The 14,743-nt window shown below is 41.0% G+C and carries 14 protein-coding genes; 11 read left to right on the top strand and 3 right to left on the bottom strand.

Annotated features, from left to right (window positions below; all coding sequences use genetic code 11):
- Positions 1–21: 21 nt before the first annotated feature.
- From AB3N61_RS15190 to AB3N61_RS15205, 4 genes are all read left to right on the top strand, one after another.
- Positions 22–810 carry a class II glutamine amidotransferase gene (locus AB3N61_RS15190; protein ID WP_020769097.1) on the top strand — a complete coding sequence of 263 codons (789 nt, stop codon included), beginning with the start codon at positions 22–24 and terminating at the stop codon, positions 808–810.
- A 5-nt stretch (positions 811–815) separates the two neighbouring features.
- Complete coding sequence (locus tag AB3N61_RS15195) at positions 816–1,187, top strand: cereblon family protein (protein WP_367897992.1); 372 nt, start codon at positions 816–818, stop codon at positions 1,185–1,187.
- A 54-nt stretch (positions 1,188–1,241) separates the two neighbouring features.
- A complete protein-coding gene (locus AB3N61_RS15200) occupies positions 1,242–1,628 on the top strand; it encodes a DUF5329 domain-containing protein (protein WP_020769129.1) in 387 nt (128 codons plus the stop codon).
- Positions 1,629–1,730: 102 nt separating this feature from the next.
- The gene (locus AB3N61_RS15205; protein WP_367897993.1) at positions 1,731–2,966 is read left to right on the top strand and encodes a glycosyltransferase family 4 protein; all 1,236 of its coding nucleotides are present in this window, start codon (positions 1,731–1,733) and stop codon (positions 2,964–2,966) included.
- Positions 2,967–3,005: 39 nt separating this feature from the next.
- Here AB3N61_RS15205 and AB3N61_RS15210 read toward each other — a convergent pair whose 3' ends face one another.
- The gene (locus AB3N61_RS15210; protein ID WP_020768999.1) at positions 3,006–3,413 is read right to left on the bottom strand and encodes a winged helix-turn-helix transcriptional regulator; all 408 of its coding nucleotides are present in this window, start codon (positions 3,411–3,413) and stop codon (positions 3,006–3,008) included.
- Positions 3,414–3,548: 135 nt separating this feature from the next.
- Here AB3N61_RS15210 and AB3N61_RS15215 point away from each other — a divergent pair, with 135 nt between their 5' ends.
- The 6 genes from AB3N61_RS15215 to AB3N61_RS15240 all read left to right on the top strand — a co-directional run bounded on the left by AB3N61_RS15215 (position 3,549) and on the right by AB3N61_RS15240 (position 9,758).
- Positions 3,549–4,349 carry an SDR family oxidoreductase gene (locus AB3N61_RS15215; protein ID WP_367897994.1) on the top strand — a complete coding sequence of 267 codons (801 nt, stop codon included), beginning with the start codon at positions 3,549–3,551 and terminating at the stop codon, positions 4,347–4,349.
- Positions 4,350–4,778: 429 nt separating this feature from the next.
- Complete coding sequence (locus AB3N61_RS15220; RefSeq protein ID WP_020769367.1) at positions 4,779–5,144, top strand: DoxX family protein; 366 nt, start codon at positions 4,779–4,781, stop codon at positions 5,142–5,144.
- Between the two features lie 302 nt (positions 5,145–5,446).
- Positions 5,447–5,707 carry a hypothetical protein gene (locus tag AB3N61_RS15225; RefSeq protein WP_020769197.1) on the top strand — a complete coding sequence of 87 codons (261 nt, stop codon included), beginning with the start codon at positions 5,447–5,449 and terminating at the stop codon, positions 5,705–5,707.
- 106 nt (positions 5,708–5,813) lie between these two features.
- Positions 5,814–6,515, top strand: coding sequence for a CPBP family intramembrane glutamic endopeptidase (locus AB3N61_RS15230; RefSeq protein WP_367897995.1), 702 nt, complete (start codon positions 5,814–5,816; stop codon positions 6,513–6,515).
- A gap of 54 nt (positions 6,516–6,569) precedes the next feature.
- Entirely contained in the window at positions 6,570–8,414 is a 1,845-nt protein-coding gene (locus tag AB3N61_RS15235) for an OmpA family protein (protein ID WP_367897996.1), read from the top strand.
- Positions 8,415–8,501: 87 nt separating this feature from the next.
- Complete coding sequence (locus AB3N61_RS15240) at positions 8,502–9,758, top strand: NAD(P)-binding protein (protein WP_020769125.1); 1,257 nt, start codon at positions 8,502–8,504, stop codon at positions 9,756–9,758.
- A gap of 4 nt (positions 9,759–9,762) precedes the next feature.
- Here the strand turns inward: AB3N61_RS15240 and AB3N61_RS15245 are convergent, their stop codons facing one another.
- Positions 9,763–10,665: a class I SAM-dependent methyltransferase gene (locus AB3N61_RS15245; RefSeq protein ID WP_367897997.1), complete on the bottom strand. Its 903-nt coding sequence runs from the start codon at positions 10,663–10,665 to the stop codon at positions 9,763–9,765.
- Between the two features lie 211 nt (positions 10,666–10,876).
- On the opposite strand from AB3N61_RS15245, the gene AB3N61_RS15250 reads away from it, so the two are divergent.
- Positions 10,877–13,270, top strand: coding sequence for a transglycosylase domain-containing protein (locus AB3N61_RS15250; RefSeq protein ID WP_367897998.1), 2,394 nt, complete (start codon positions 10,877–10,879; stop codon positions 13,268–13,270).
- Here the strand turns inward: AB3N61_RS15250 and AB3N61_RS15255 are convergent.
- Positions 13,245–14,741, bottom strand: a complete 1,497-nt coding sequence (locus tag AB3N61_RS15255; RefSeq protein WP_367897999.1) for an ABC transporter substrate-binding protein — start codon at positions 14,739–14,741, stop codon at positions 13,245–13,247. The genes AB3N61_RS15250 and AB3N61_RS15255 overlap by 26 nt on opposite strands.
- Between the last annotated feature and the right edge of the window lie 2 nt (positions 14,742–14,743).

Below are 14,743 nucleotides of genomic sequence, written 5' to 3' on the forward strand. Positions count from 1 at the left end.
ATATAACAGAGGAAATCCAGAATGTGCGAACTTTTGGGAATGAGTGCCAATGTTCCTACGGATATTTGCTTTAGTTTCACAGGCCTTGTCCAAAGAGGCGGGAAAACGGGACCCCATAAAGATGGATGGGGGATCGCATTCTATGAAGGCAAGGGTTGCAGGGTCTTCCAAGATCCTCAGGCAAGTGCGGATTCGCAATTGGCGGAGCTCGTCCGGACATTTCCGATCAAAAGTAATTTAGTCATTTCTCATATCCGAAAAGCGAATCGTGGTAAGGTGGATCTGAAAAATACACATCCTTTTGTTCGGGAGCTTTGGGGTTATTATTGGACTTTCGCTCATAACGGGCAATTGAAAGGAGTGAAGAAGGAACCATTAAAAAATTTTGCTCCCGTCGGAACTACGGACAGCGAGCATGCTTTTTGTTGGGTTCTTTCCGAATTAAAAAAGAAGTTTAAGACAAGGCCTAAAAATGAAACGGTACTCTCCCAAGAAATCCGTAAACTTTTGTCTAAACTCGGAAAAAAGGGAGTTTCGAATATCCTGATTTCGGATTCCAAATATTTATACGCATATTGTTCCACAAAGTTAGTTTATATCACAAGACATGCCCCCTTCGGAGAAGCCAAGCTCCTAGATGCGGACTTAAGCATAGATTTTAGAGAGCATACAAATCCGAAAGACGTAGTAACCGTTTTAGCCACCAGCCCTTTAACCCAAAACGAAATTTGGACCCACTTTTTACCCGGAGAATTTCAAGTTTGGAAAGAAGGAAAACAATGGCAAAGATTTTCTCCCGATATTAGATAGAATGTATGCCGGATCTTCCTAGTGGCGTTCCTGAAAGCGAATCGATCGAAAAAAAAGAAATAATCCAAGAGAATTGGAAGTTATGCACTTCTTGTGGAGAAAAGATCACAAAAGAAGAATGGAAAACTTCCGTGGATGGAGCATATCTTCATAATTTTATAAATCCACTCGGGATAGAATTTAGGATACTCACATTCTCACAAGCGATCGGAATTACTTGGCAAAAAGATTCTTATCTGGAACATACTTGGTTTCCCGGTTTTGCCTGGAGAGTCGGAACCTGCTCCGCTTGCGGCTCCCATCTAGGTTGGAATTTTGAATCTGTTTCGGGTTCCAGTTCCTTCTTAGGACTTGTCTTGGGGAGAATTACTTCTTAATTCCAATACTTGGTTGCAAGATTTAAAACTGAGGATTTTAATGAAGAACTCCTTATGAAAAATATCTCATTCTTTATTCTATTCATTATTTTAATCTCGAACTCCGCCTCTGTTTTCGGATCGGAACCGGAAGATGAGATCAAGGCCTTGGTTTCTTCCTTGGACTCTTGCAAGGATTGTGTTTTCGTAAGAAACGGTTCGGAACATAAACTGGATGAGGCAAAGGCTCATTTACTAAAGAAATACGACGCAGCCAAAAGTAAAATAAGCAGCACGGAAGATTTTATCAAAGGATTAGCAAGTAAGTCCTCTATTACCGGAACTCCGTACAAGATCAAATTCCCAGACGGAAAAGAAGTAGAATCCGAGAAATGGCTTACCGACAAATTGAACGAACTTCGGAATCCGCCACCCCCGACCAAACAAAAAAAGCGGAAATAAATCTACCTAAGCGAAAAATCACTTAAACTACAGCACTCTGTAACGAAAAAGTAATGCTCCCTTCATGGATTAGATACAAGAATTTAAGATGATCGAAAGTCGATGCTTCCATCGACTTATATCAGTTCTTATCCTAAAGCAGGTCCCTTTCGAATATTAGTGGTGACCGAAACTTTTCCTCCTGAGATCAACGGAGTTGCAAAAACACTTCATAGAATGTTGGGTGATCTTTTACAAAGAGGCCATGAGATCATTCTGGTCCGTCCAAAACAAGGTCATAATGATTACGCAACAGCGAGCAATAACTACAGAGAAGTACTTGTAAGAGGAGCAAAAATCCCCTTATACGAAGATCTACGGTTTGGATTTCCTGAAAAATACCTACTCCGTAGATTAATTGAATTAGAAAAACCTGATATAGTACACGTAGTTACGGAAGGGCCATTAGGTTGGTCGGCGGTAAGAGCGGCCAGACATGTTGGAGTTCCAATCATCAGCGATTTTAGGACAAATTTCCACGCGTATGCTAAATATTATAAATTCGGATTCGCGGGAAAGTTAGTCCATAATTATCTAAAAGGGTTACACAATAGGACCCAAACGACCTTGGTGCCGACTGCTCAGATCAAAGAACAGTTAACGGTACAAGGATACACGAATGTACAAGTGGTTTCCAGAGGAATAGATTCGGATCTATTCCATCCAGCTCGCAGAAATCCTAAATTAAAATCGGAATGGGGACTAAAATCATCCGAACTTGGAATTTTATATGTAGGAAGATTGGCTCCGGAAAAAAATCTGGACTTACTTGTAAGAACTTTCCGCAGGATCCAATCCAGAGTTCCAGACACAAAATTGATCTTAGTAGGAGACGGACCTTCTAAAGGAAAACTACAAAAGGAAAATCCCGATTTCATATTTAGAGGAATGAGAAAAGGAAAAGAACTGGCTGAACATTATGCCACAGGAGATCTATTTTTATTCCCAAGTCTTACCGAAACTTTCGGGAATGTGATCGTAGAAGCAATGGCATCCGGTCTTCCTATCGTAGCATACGACTACGCGGCTGCCAACCAACATCTCCAACACGGTAAGTCCGCTTTACTCTGCGGTTTCGATAAAGAAGAAGAATTTATAGAACAATCCTGCATCTTAGCGGGAAATAAAAAATTGGCCCTCAAGCTGGGTCATGCCGCGAGAAAAATCGCAGCTTCCTGTACCTGGGATGATGTTACCGATTCTTTGGAAATGACTTATTCTAAACTTTCTCTTTCTAAGAAAAGATCTGCAAAGTCCAAAAAAGCGATAAGACTGAAAGTGCAAATGGTGAGGAGCTAGTTCTGTTAAGTAGTAGTAGTTGTTGTTTGCCAACAACTACTACTTTCTCAATTCTTTTGTCTTCGATCTAATAAAAGCGTCTTTGTCCTTCTTTGCCTCTTTTAATGCCGCTTTGATGTCTTTTGGAATATCAAAATACTTTTCCGCCCAGGTATAGATCTCAAAAAAGACAGGTAGTAGATCGATACCTTTTTGTGTAAGCTTATACAGAACTTTTAATTTGCTATCCGGATGGTCCGATTTTTCGATGAGGCCGCTTTCTTCTAACGACTGAAGTCTGGAAGCTAAAATATTCGTAGCGATTCCCTCCTCCGATTTCAAGAATTCACCGTAAGTCCCTTTTTTATTAAACATCAGATCCCTGATAATGAGAAGAGACCATTTGTCTCCCCAGATATCCAGGGAGCAACTAATCGGACAATTCGATCTTTTTTTGTTCACCGACATAAAATTTATTCTAAAAAGTGCTTGCAAAAAGCAAGTATTTTTCAGTCTCCTATATTTACTTGCAAATTGCAAGTAAATTGATCGACCACAAGAAGTCGTCATAGCCACAAATCTTTGCAATATAGGGGTAATAAGATGAAACAGACAATTTTAGTTACAGGAGCCTCTTCAGGTATCGGGCTTCTTCTTGCCAATAAACTCCATCAGGACGGTCATACTGTTATCGGAACAAGCCGCAATCCGGAAGAACATAGATTACCTTTTACATTATTAGAATTAGATATTTCTTCCGACAAATCGATCGAATCCTTCACGAAACAACTCTTCAGTCAGATACAAAGTTTGGATGTTCTGATCAATAATGCAGGTTATTTGGTATCAGGTCTCGCCGAGGAAACTTCTATCGATTTAGGCAGACAACAATTCGAGACCAATTTTTGGGGTACGGTAAAACTCACAAATCAACTGCTGCCTTATTTCAGAAAACAACGTCATGGAAAGATTATCACAGTCGGATCCATTCTTGGTTTAATAGGTCTTCCTAATGTTTCTTACTACTCGGCTTCGAAACACTCTTTGGAAGGTTACTTTAAAGTTCTGCGTTTTGAGTTAAGGGACTTTAATATTAAAGTCAGCATGGTTGAGCCGATGGGGTTCAAAACAAATATCGGCGCTAGCGCCGTTAGGTCAAAAATACAAATTCATGATTACGATCTCCTTCGGAAACAAACTGCTGCATTCTCGAAAGAGACATTCGATAAAGCACCTACTCCGGAACCGGTTGTAGATACCGTAGTAAAAATTATTAATCAAAAAGATCCAAAATTCAATTTCCCGGTGGGCCAAGGGGCTTCGTTTATTCTTACGATGCAACATTATGCGTATAAAACTTTCGAGAGTTCGATCTTGAAAAGACTTCATAAAGCGAAATTATAAAAAAACGATATTGTTACACTTTTAAACCGCGCGAGGTCTTTGCAGGACGGCAAAAAGCCGGTCCGAAGGACCGAGCGGGACTCCGCGAGTCCGTAAAAGACCGACCCTTGCAACGCAAGGGACGCGCCCAAACTTTTATAATGAATCGTTACAGAATTTTTTTGAAGAACTTTTTTTTCGCTTGTACTTTCTTCGCCCTTACTATAATGGCTGGCAAATTTAACGGCAAGGAGTCTAGCCTATGCTGAAATTTCCCGGCCCTCGTACGGATCATCGAGAAAGAAATCGTCCCTTCGTCACCAGAGAAAAATATCTCACCTTCCTGAAAATCGCAAACAAGTCTTCTCATTCCAGACAGAGAAGGTTTCGTAACAAAAACAGAGAAAAAAGGCAGACCTTGTCGCCCTAGTTGCCTTATCATGGTTTTCCATGGAAAACCTAGACGCTAAATCGATCAGTCTCTGGATCATGGCGACCATCTATACGATCGCCGGCATTCTTCATTTTGTGATCCCTAAATTTTACTTAAGGATCATGCCTCCTTGGATTCCCTATCATAAACTTATGGTCCAACTCAGCGGTATCGCGGAAATCGCTTTGGGACTCGGCCTTTTTTTTCCCCAAACCAAAGTGTTGGCTGCTTGGGGAGTGATTCTTCTATTGATCGCTGTATTTCCTGCTAACGTGTATCATTTTCAATCTAGGACCAGAAAAGATCCTCCTAGTTGGGCTTTACTCTTAAGACTTCCTCTTCAATTCCTTTTGATCTACTGGGCTTATACTTTTACGTATTGAGTTCGGTTGGAATTGTTGGAATTCCTACGTAGCGAATACGATCGGTAGTAGGATATTCAACAAAGCATAACAATTGACATGTGGGAGTTCTTACACGGGCGTAAGCTGCGGCTGTTGGAACTCCTACAACAAACAATAGTACAACGATTCTTCCTTTTGAATTCTTTATAAATCCTGGTATACAATCGATCCGATTTCTTTTGCGTCTAAAAGTCGTATCTTTACTTTTTATTTTAGTTAAAAATTTATTGAAAGGACTTGGGAAACTGCTATTCTCCCCTTCTTAGTTTTGGAGTTTATTTATGTTCAAGTTATGGATAGCGATCTGCGGGAGCGTTTTGGTTTTAGGGTTAGTTTTTTCTTCTTCCAAAGTCCTGGCGAATACCAAATACAGCGTCTTCTGCGCCGACGGGAAGATTGAAGCGGATTCCCGCACCCTAGATCAGATGAAATCGGCTCGAGGTTCCAATGTTTGTCTTCTGAAAGAATTCGATTATTCTTCCGATGCAGATAATTATGCACAATCTTTAGGGGGAAAAGGTTCCGCCTGCAGCTGTAATTGATTTTTATCTCCTTTCTTTAAAGATCGGGATATTTATCATCCCGATCTTTTATTAGCAAAATCCAAGAAATTGTCGATCAAAGAGATACCTGTATTAGTTTATAGGAATGAAATCCATTGATAGAACGTGGTTGAATCTAATCCTGGCACCGATCTGGTTTTTAGTCGTAATCTCCGTATTTTCCGGTTATTACTCTTTTCTTGGAATCCCCGCAGAAGAAATAGGATTGAAAGTTTCGAACCAGACTCCTCTGATCATTTTAATCGTCCAGCTCTTGATACTGGCAACATTACTAAGTTCCACTAGACATGAATCCTATCATCTATTCAAAGATGCTTGGATCAATTCGGATTGGAAGGTCCAGTCCTTAACGGGAATCTTTGTCGGATGTATCATTGCAGGCCTCTATCTGTATTTACTTTCACCCGCTCAAACATACCTGCAAAATACTGTAGGTGATTATATACCCGCCGGGGAAACTATGAAAGTATTAGGGAAACAAATCCCTATCTTTTTTGTGGCGAACGTACTACTCGCCCCTTATGTGGAGGAAAATTTATATAGAAATTTTGCTCTTTCCGATTTCCTGCATAAGTTCGGAAAACTGAAAAGTATCGTACTCACGTCTTTATTTTTCGGGTTATTACATTGGACAGGCGGTTTTTGGTATATACTTATGACTGCGATATTCGTCGGGGTCCCTTTTGCGATCCTTACCGTCCAAAGCCAAAGTATCATCTGCGCTTTCGTTTCGCATCTGACTCTCAATATAATAGAATTCGCTTATATCCTCAGCCTGAACTTATGAATTTTTTCGCTTTATAAGCTTCGGTAGAGTCGGAAATTCACCGAAATAGAATGTATGATCCGTTCTTTTTCATATCTCTTGTTGTTGATCCTCTGCCTAAGATCGGAGCAACTTTTCGCCGAGGAGAGAATTATCGAGGGAAAACTTCTACAATTCGGTAGAATGTTAGGTACAGGAAACGAGTTCATTCAGGTACTTTCCAACGATTTGAGCCCTGAACTTTCCAGACTTCATAACCAAACCATTCGTGTACTCTGCCAGATGAGAGGGGAAAATTGCGACCCGATACGTTATGAGACCTATCCATTTTCCGAATCCAAGGGTCTTGCGGATTGGACCTTAAAAAGAATTCCGAATTATGTGAACAGAGGGTACTTCGCTTTTAATCCGACAGTCACTCCGGATGGAAGATCCATTTTTTGGACCGTATATTCTAGCAAGGGTAAATCGGGCACTCAAAGGATCTGGTTTGCGGAGAAGGACGATAAAGGTTTTTGGAGAGACGGGAAAGAGATGCCTGCTCCTCTAAATAACGACTTGAACTCGGCTGTGATCGCGGTCCTCCCGAGTAATAATGAATTATTCGTCTTCGGTTCTTTCGGCGATGACGAAGCTTCTCGCAAGATCCAATTCGAGTTCCAAGATAAAAGAGAAGAATTAAGAAAAAACACCAGAGACGAGATGGAATTCCGCTTAAAAGAAGAACAGCTCGCTTACGAATATCTCCGAAAACTGACCAATCTTCAAAACAAAGCGACTGTTCCATTATATAAAAGTTATAAAGAAAAAGGGAATTGGTCTTATCCTAAAGCGATTAACTTTCCCGATTTTGCGAATTTATATCTGAAAAATAATACTTCCGTCTTCGGAGGATCGACCCTTTCTTCTTCCGGAAGGATACTGATCTATTCCGTCCAGCAACCCGATTCCCACGGCAAATTGGATCTGTATGTCAGTATCCAAAAAGATGACGGCTCTTTCGGAATAGGTAAAAATTTAGGTGAGATCGTTAACACTTCTTCCGAAGAGACCGCTCCGTTTTTAGCGGGAGACGATAGAACACTTTATTTCTGCAGCGACGGTCATAAGGGCCTTTCCGTATATGTAACCAAAAGAATCGGAGAAGGTTGGGACAATTGGACTAAACCGGTAGAGGTATCCGCAAATTTAAAAGGTGTGAACTTCTTTTCTATTCCCGTAAATAGCGACTGGGCTTATGTAAGTAAAGAAGGTCAACTGTATATGGCTTATCTTCCTCGAGATTTTCGCCCGAACCCAGTTGTAGTGATTAACGGCAAAGTTTTGGATGAAGAAGGAAATCCTTTGGGTGCGGAAATTCATTACGAATCCTTAACACGTTTGGAAAAAAGAGGAAGTGCGAAAAGCGATTCTAAAACCGGTTCATTCAGTTTAGTTCTTCCTTACGGCGAAAAATACGGTTTTTATGCGGAGAAACAAGGTCATCTTTCCGTTTCTAGAAATATCGATCTTACGGATTCAAAACAAGAAGACGCAAAATTGGATGTGGAATTCCGTCTTCCTGCTTTGGCAGTGGGTCGACAAGTCCTTCTGAACAATTTATTTTTTGAAACAAACAAGTTCGAGATCTCCAAGGATTCCGAACCTGAATTGGATCGTTTGGCGAACTTTTTAAAATCGAATCCCAAACTCAAAATCTCCGTCGAAGGTCATACGGATAATATAGGCAAAAAAGAACATAACCAGGAACTTTCCCAAAACAGAGCGAAGGCTGTTGCGGATTATCTAATCTCTAAACATGGAATTGAGGACACGAGAGTTCGGACCCAAGGTTTCGGGGACAGCCAACCGATTTCCTCCAATGATAACGCTTCGGACCGTCAAAAGAACAGAAGAGTTGTGTTGCAGATCGTAGACTGACTGTTCGGTTACCTTTTTTGTAGCATTCCTTCCTTAAATCCAGGTTTTACCTTGTATTTTTGTTTTAAAAAAGGATTCTAATCCGGAATGAAAATAGCGGTCATCGGTAGCGGAATCGCCGGCTTAAGTGCATCTTGGTACTTGGGCAAAGAACATGAAGTCTCTCTTTTAGAAAAACATCCTTTGGTCGGTATGGATGCTCACGGTACCGATCTTTTCTCCAACGGACATTCTATCCGTGTGGATGTTCCATTTAGGGCATTCAAACGTAATTATTATCCTTGTCTTTTAGATCTTTACAGGGAAGCGGGCATCGAAGTAAGGCCGGTAGATTATTCGTTTTCCTTAAACTACGGAGACGGCACGACTTATTTCGGTTTTTCCACCTTGGGTATCGGAGGGAATTTTGTTCCGATCCCTTATTGGGTTTGTTTTTCCAATAAAACTTCTAGACGTATTTTTTCGGATGCGATCCGCTTTTACGAAGAATCGGAAAGAGAGCTCCGATCATTAGAAGGAGAACAACTTACCATCTCTCAGTTTTTGAGTAGATTCGGTTATTCCGTCGAATTCGAAGACCTGTATCTGATCCCTATGTTTTCCACGATTAATACCTGTACTTCTGAAAGCGCTAAAAATTATCCGGCAGAAGTAGTGATCGGTTATCATTCCAGCGGATTAAAATTCCTTAGATTTTTAACTCCGGAAAAAGGAACTAGGGACGTTACGGAAAAACTTTCAAAAAGAGCTTCCTCCGTCCGTTTGAGCACCGACCCTAAAAAAATCGTTTTAGAAAAAGATAAAGTAAAACTGATCTTCGAGAATGGAGAGGAACTTTTCGATAGAGTGGTGGTTGCTGCTCCCGCCAATCAGGCGATCTCCATTCTTCCGGATGAATATTCAAAGGAGAAGTCCCTACTTTCCAAACTTAAATACGAGGCTTCGGAAGTAGTAGTCCATTCGGACGAAAAGTTTATGCCCAAACAGAAAAGGCATTGGGCTCCTATGTGTTTTTCCCTTTCTCAAGATAGTTCTACCGCAACTGCCACGATTCTTCTAAACAAAGTCCTTCCCTCTATGAAAGGTAAGGCGGTTTTCCAGACTTGGAATCCGCTTGTACAACCGAATGAAAAAGATTTTATCAGCAGATCCAAATTCGAAAGGCCTGTGATCGATATCGCTTCCAGAAAAATTTTGGAAGAATTGAAGGGCTTACAGGAACTTCCCGGGAAAAAAGTATGGCTTTGCGGTTCTTATGCAAGATACGGGATGCCGCTTTTAGAAGCGGGAGTTTCCACTTCTTTGGATGTAAAAAGATGGGTAGAAACTTCACTCAAATCTTAATTAACTAACAGGGTTTTCTGACCTTATAGATCCAATATTCGAAATGTTTTTTGATCTTTTCGGAGCCGAAATATTCTCCCAACATCTCGTATCTTCCCGCTAATCGTTTTGGGATCTTTTTTTCCGATTTAATTTTTTCTAATATAAATTGGGAAAATCCCGGAAATACGAAAGGGTCTATTCTTTCTAAGACCTCGAAATTGAATCCTACTGCGGAATATTCGGAAACGATCCCTTCCACTTTTTTAAGATCGCGGGACATCTTTGCCATCCTCGAGATCAAATTCCGTTTGAAAGTTTCCCAATAAGAAATCTTTCGATCGGAAAATAATATTTCCGAAGATACGAATACTCCTCCCGGCTTTACGATCCTATAAATTTCGCGGACCAAATTATTTCGATCGGGGAAAAAATACAGACTATCCAAGGCAAGCACTACATCGAAACAATTGTCCTCGAATTCCGCTAATGTTTCTACACTTCCTAAAATGAAATTGGGAGAACTTGTTTTTCCGTCATAACGTCTTTTTGCAAATTCAGTCTGGATCTTGGAGATATTGATCCCGTATATATTCGAAACATTTACTCCGAAAGTATTTTCCCAAATTCTAAATTGATCCCCGCATCCGAATCCCAGATCTAATAGTTTAGAATCACGATTTAAGCCGGCCAATTTTCCCAAATATTCCGCTAAATTCGCGCAAGCTGTGCCGTATTCCTTTGTGTTCTCCCAATAACCCAGATTGGCCCAGGATTCACCGTCCTCATTCAAGTAGAGATGAGAAAGATCGGTAGGAATTCCCTCTCTTCCGAAAAGTAGTCTTACCTTGGGCCAGATCTCAGTTTTAGCAGGAAAAGAAGAATGATGGCGCTGAAAAATTTCTTTTTTGAAAGGCAGATCTTCCATAGTTCCTTAAGTTCTTCGGTTATCCAAAGCAAAACTGTATTGGACATAGATTTTGGAAACTGTCTACCAGAATCGCCACTTAATTGTCCGTTCTTCTCCCCTTTTAGATATGTTACTATACCGACATAAAAGAGAAGGAACCGGACAAAAATTCGCAAAAAAAGTCCTTTTCTTTCCCTAACTTACGGCGGAAAACCTACCGACGGACCTTATGAACATCAAAGATCGTATCCTTGGAATTTTAGTTTCCTTCCTCCAATATTCGAAAACAAACTGGAGATCTATCCTCAAATATTCTGTTATTTCCGGAATTGTAGTCCTTTCCTTTTTGATCGGCGGATCTTACGTTGTCTGGCTCACCAAACAGGAAGAAGTCGTGCGCAATCTGGAAACTTTCCAGAGGGAAGTTTCGGACACATACGATCCGAACGAGATTAAACCGATCCGTATCCTTGACAAAAACGGAAAATTGATCGGCGAATTCTCCCGTAGAAAATTCAGACCCATTCGTACGGACAATTTAGCGAATCATGGAAATATAATATGGGCATTGCTTAGTTCGGAAGATAGGGACTTTTACGAACATAGTGGTGTGAATTTTACCGCTTTACTAAGAGCTATCATAGTCAACCTAACTACCTTCCAAAGACAGGGAGGTTCCACCCTCACGCAACAATTGGCAAAACTCACTTTGGATCTAGGAGCTCGGAACGTCTTCAACAAACTTACCGAGTTTTATTGTACATTCTATCTGGAAAGTAAGTTCGATAAGAATACGATCCTAGCAATGTACCTAAATCGTATTTTCTTAGGGGAAGGAAACACAGGAGTAGAAGAAGCTTCTCGCTATTACTTTAATAAACCTGCATACGAATTGACTCCTGCGGAAGCGGCTCTGCTTGTTGGGACAATTCCGGCTCCTTCCAATTATAATGCCGTTCGAAATCCGAAAATAGCTCTCAAAAGACAGAAAATGGTGATGACTGTAATGGGAAAAAACCAAAACCTTCATCCGAATCCGAAGTCTATCGAAAGAGATTTCGAGAAGAAAGTGGATTTGAATATCCGCAAGTTCAGATCTTTTTATGTGGTGGAAGAGACAAAGGAAGAAGGGGACAAAGTTGTAATCACTTCCGAGATCGGAAAGTACGGATTCGATAAGGATTTTACGATCAATTTGGCTCCCGATTTTAACTTCGGCATTCGCCAATTCGTGATCGAAAATTTTTCGGAGATCGACCTGGAAAGCCGCGGAATGAATGTTTATACTACTTTAGATTATGATAAACAAGAAGCGGCAGAACGCTCCCTTAGAGAAGGAATAGAGGCAGTCCGTAAAAAACTTTCCGAAGATAAAGCGAATTATTTAAAAGCAGGCAAAACGGAAGAAGTTTCCAAACAAAATAAGATTATAGAGAACATGAACGGCAGCCTGATCTCCATCAATCCCACAAACGGATATGTGGAAGCGATGGTCGGTAGTTACAAAATTTCTAATATATTTAGATTAAACCGCGCCGTTTCCGCCGTTAGACAACCCGGATCGGTAATCAAGGGACTCGTATATCTGATGGCATTCGAAAAAAGGATCGCCACTCCGACTTCTATCGTTGTGGATGAGCCGATCAAGATCAGAGGTTATGCTCCTAAAAACTGGTATAAGGGTCACAGAGGAGCAATGCAGGTCCGAACCGCTTTCGCTCAATCGGTGAATACGATCGCGGTTAAGTTTATGGATGAAATTGGCGTCGGCGATTTTATCCATACTTTAGGAAAAATTTTGGACTTAGATAGTTCCGAGTTGAGTAGAAGGTTCCAACACAATCTTACATTAGCGCTCGGTTCCGGAGAATTATCTCCTAAAGAATTGGCAACCGTTTATGCAACAATCGCCAATAACGGTAAAAAAGTAAAACCTGTGGAAATCCTAAGGATCACAGACTTCGAAGGATCCGAACTTTATATGAATAGTCTTCCGGATCCTAGGGAAGCGGAACAAATTTTAGATCCTGTAGCCTGTGCCATGACATTAAACTTATTAGAAGCGGTCGTATCGGAAGAAGGTACACTCAAGATCGCATTAAAGGACGGAGAAAAATTCCCGCTCGGAGGAAAAACAGGAACTGTTCAATCTCCGAAAGAAGCGCAAAAACGTTGGGGTTCTAGAAAAGGAGTACGAGACGTTTGGTTTGCCGGGGTAAATCCGAATTTAGTCACTGCAGTCTGGGTGGGTAATGACTTAGGCGCACCTTTCCCAGGTTCCGGCTCAGGCACAAGCGGTTCCATTTGGTTTAGATATGTTTCTCACGTTGCTAGAACATTAGGTTTTAGTGATAGTCTAATCACTCCATTTAACGGAGATTATGTGAAAGTGGATATCTGCGCGGAAACAGGCGGGCTTCTTTCCAACGAGGCGGAATGTAAACATCCTCTATATGGACAGTACTATTACGTAGGAGATCAGCCGGGAGGCGGCACAACTACCCCTACGGTCACACAAACTGAAGGAACTGCTTCCACAAACGGTTCCGATGAAGCGCTTTCCGGAGAAGACGCGGTAGAATTAGAACTTCCTGAAATTAAGGAAGATCCGAACGACGATTAGGAACTTTTTGTAAACGGTCCCCGATCAGATACAACTCATAAGGGGACCATAAAAAGATCCAAGGAGCATCTTCCGCTAAAATGGAAAATGCTTCTTGGATCTTTGGACTTATATCCGTTTTGTCCGTGGATCGGATCTCCTGGAAAATTTTTTCCATTTTCGGGTTAGAGTAGAAGGCTCGATTTCCTCCGTTCCCGAATCGATCTCCCGCAAACAACGGATCCAAAAATGCGAACGGTCCCGGAAGATCCGCATACCAAAACAATAACGTTAGGTCTCCTTTACCTTCTCCATTCTCTTTATATAATGCCGCCTTTTCCATAGGAAGGATCTTGATCTTCAATCCTAAATCCTTTAGATTTTGAACGATTGCAGCACCGTTTGCTTGGTTTTCTTCGTCTCCTCTCATCCTAAATTCCAGTTCTCTTTCTAAAATTTTAGGATAACATACGGACTTAGAAAGTAAATCCTTCGCTTTTGTTAGATCATAAGGATAAATTTCTTCGGAAGAAGTCCAGGTTTCCGAAATCGATTTTGGAAATGGGCCTACGGCAACTTCTCCTTTTCCTTCCAATAGAACACGGATGATCGTTCGCTTATCCACGGAGTAATTTAATGCTTTTCTAAAGTTCTTATCGAAACAAGGCCCTTTAGCGTTGATCGCAACATATTGTACACCTCCCCCTTTTCGGATGGAGATATGATCTTCTTTTACTAACGAGTTTTGGAGAAGAAACACAGGCAATTTCATTAGATCCAATTCGTCTTTGAAATATAAATACAATCCAGTGCTTGCTTGTGGAAGAACGCGAAATAATATTTCAGAGCCTAGATCGTTGGAATGATTTGCAACTAATCTAAGATAATTATTCCTTTTCCATTCTACTAATTTAAAATCCCCACAAGGCAATTCGGGTGAACCGCAGTAGATCCAAGCCTGGGGCAAAGAAAGTTTTTCTAAAGTTTCCCTAAGTCCGCCTTCGAAATAAATTTCCAAACTGGAATCCGAGAGGACCTTTCCGCCTTTTAAAAAAGAATATGTGCTTTTTCTTGGTCCTGGGGTATTTCTCAATCTTTCCAAAGATCCTAAAATCGTTTCCGTACTAACGTTCGATTTCAGATCGTTACGGATCTCCATGATCAATTTTCTGATATTGGGAGAAGGGCCTTCTGCGAGCTTGTATGATCTTACTAAGGACGGGATGACCTTACCTTCTACGTTTATATCGAAAAGTTTTGGGTAAATATATTTTAGAACAATTCTGGAAGATAGGTCCGTAGATCGGATCGGATCCAAAGAGATCGGATCGGAAGGTAGCGAAAATACCAGTTTTTCGGGACTTCTCTCCTCTTTTCCGCAATCATAAAAAAGAAGGGACAAAAGAAGGAAAGCCAGAGAAAAGGTAAGAGTCGGTTTCGGTCCGGCTTGAAACAGGGACGAGACCGAGTCTAGAAATCTAGGATAAAACATTC

Origin of the sequence: Leptospira sp. WS58.C1, from assembly GCF_040833995.1 — a bacterium.
In the GTDB taxonomy this organism is placed as follows: domain Bacteria; phylum Spirochaetota; class Leptospiria; order Leptospirales; family Leptospiraceae; genus Leptospira_B; species Leptospira_B cinconiae.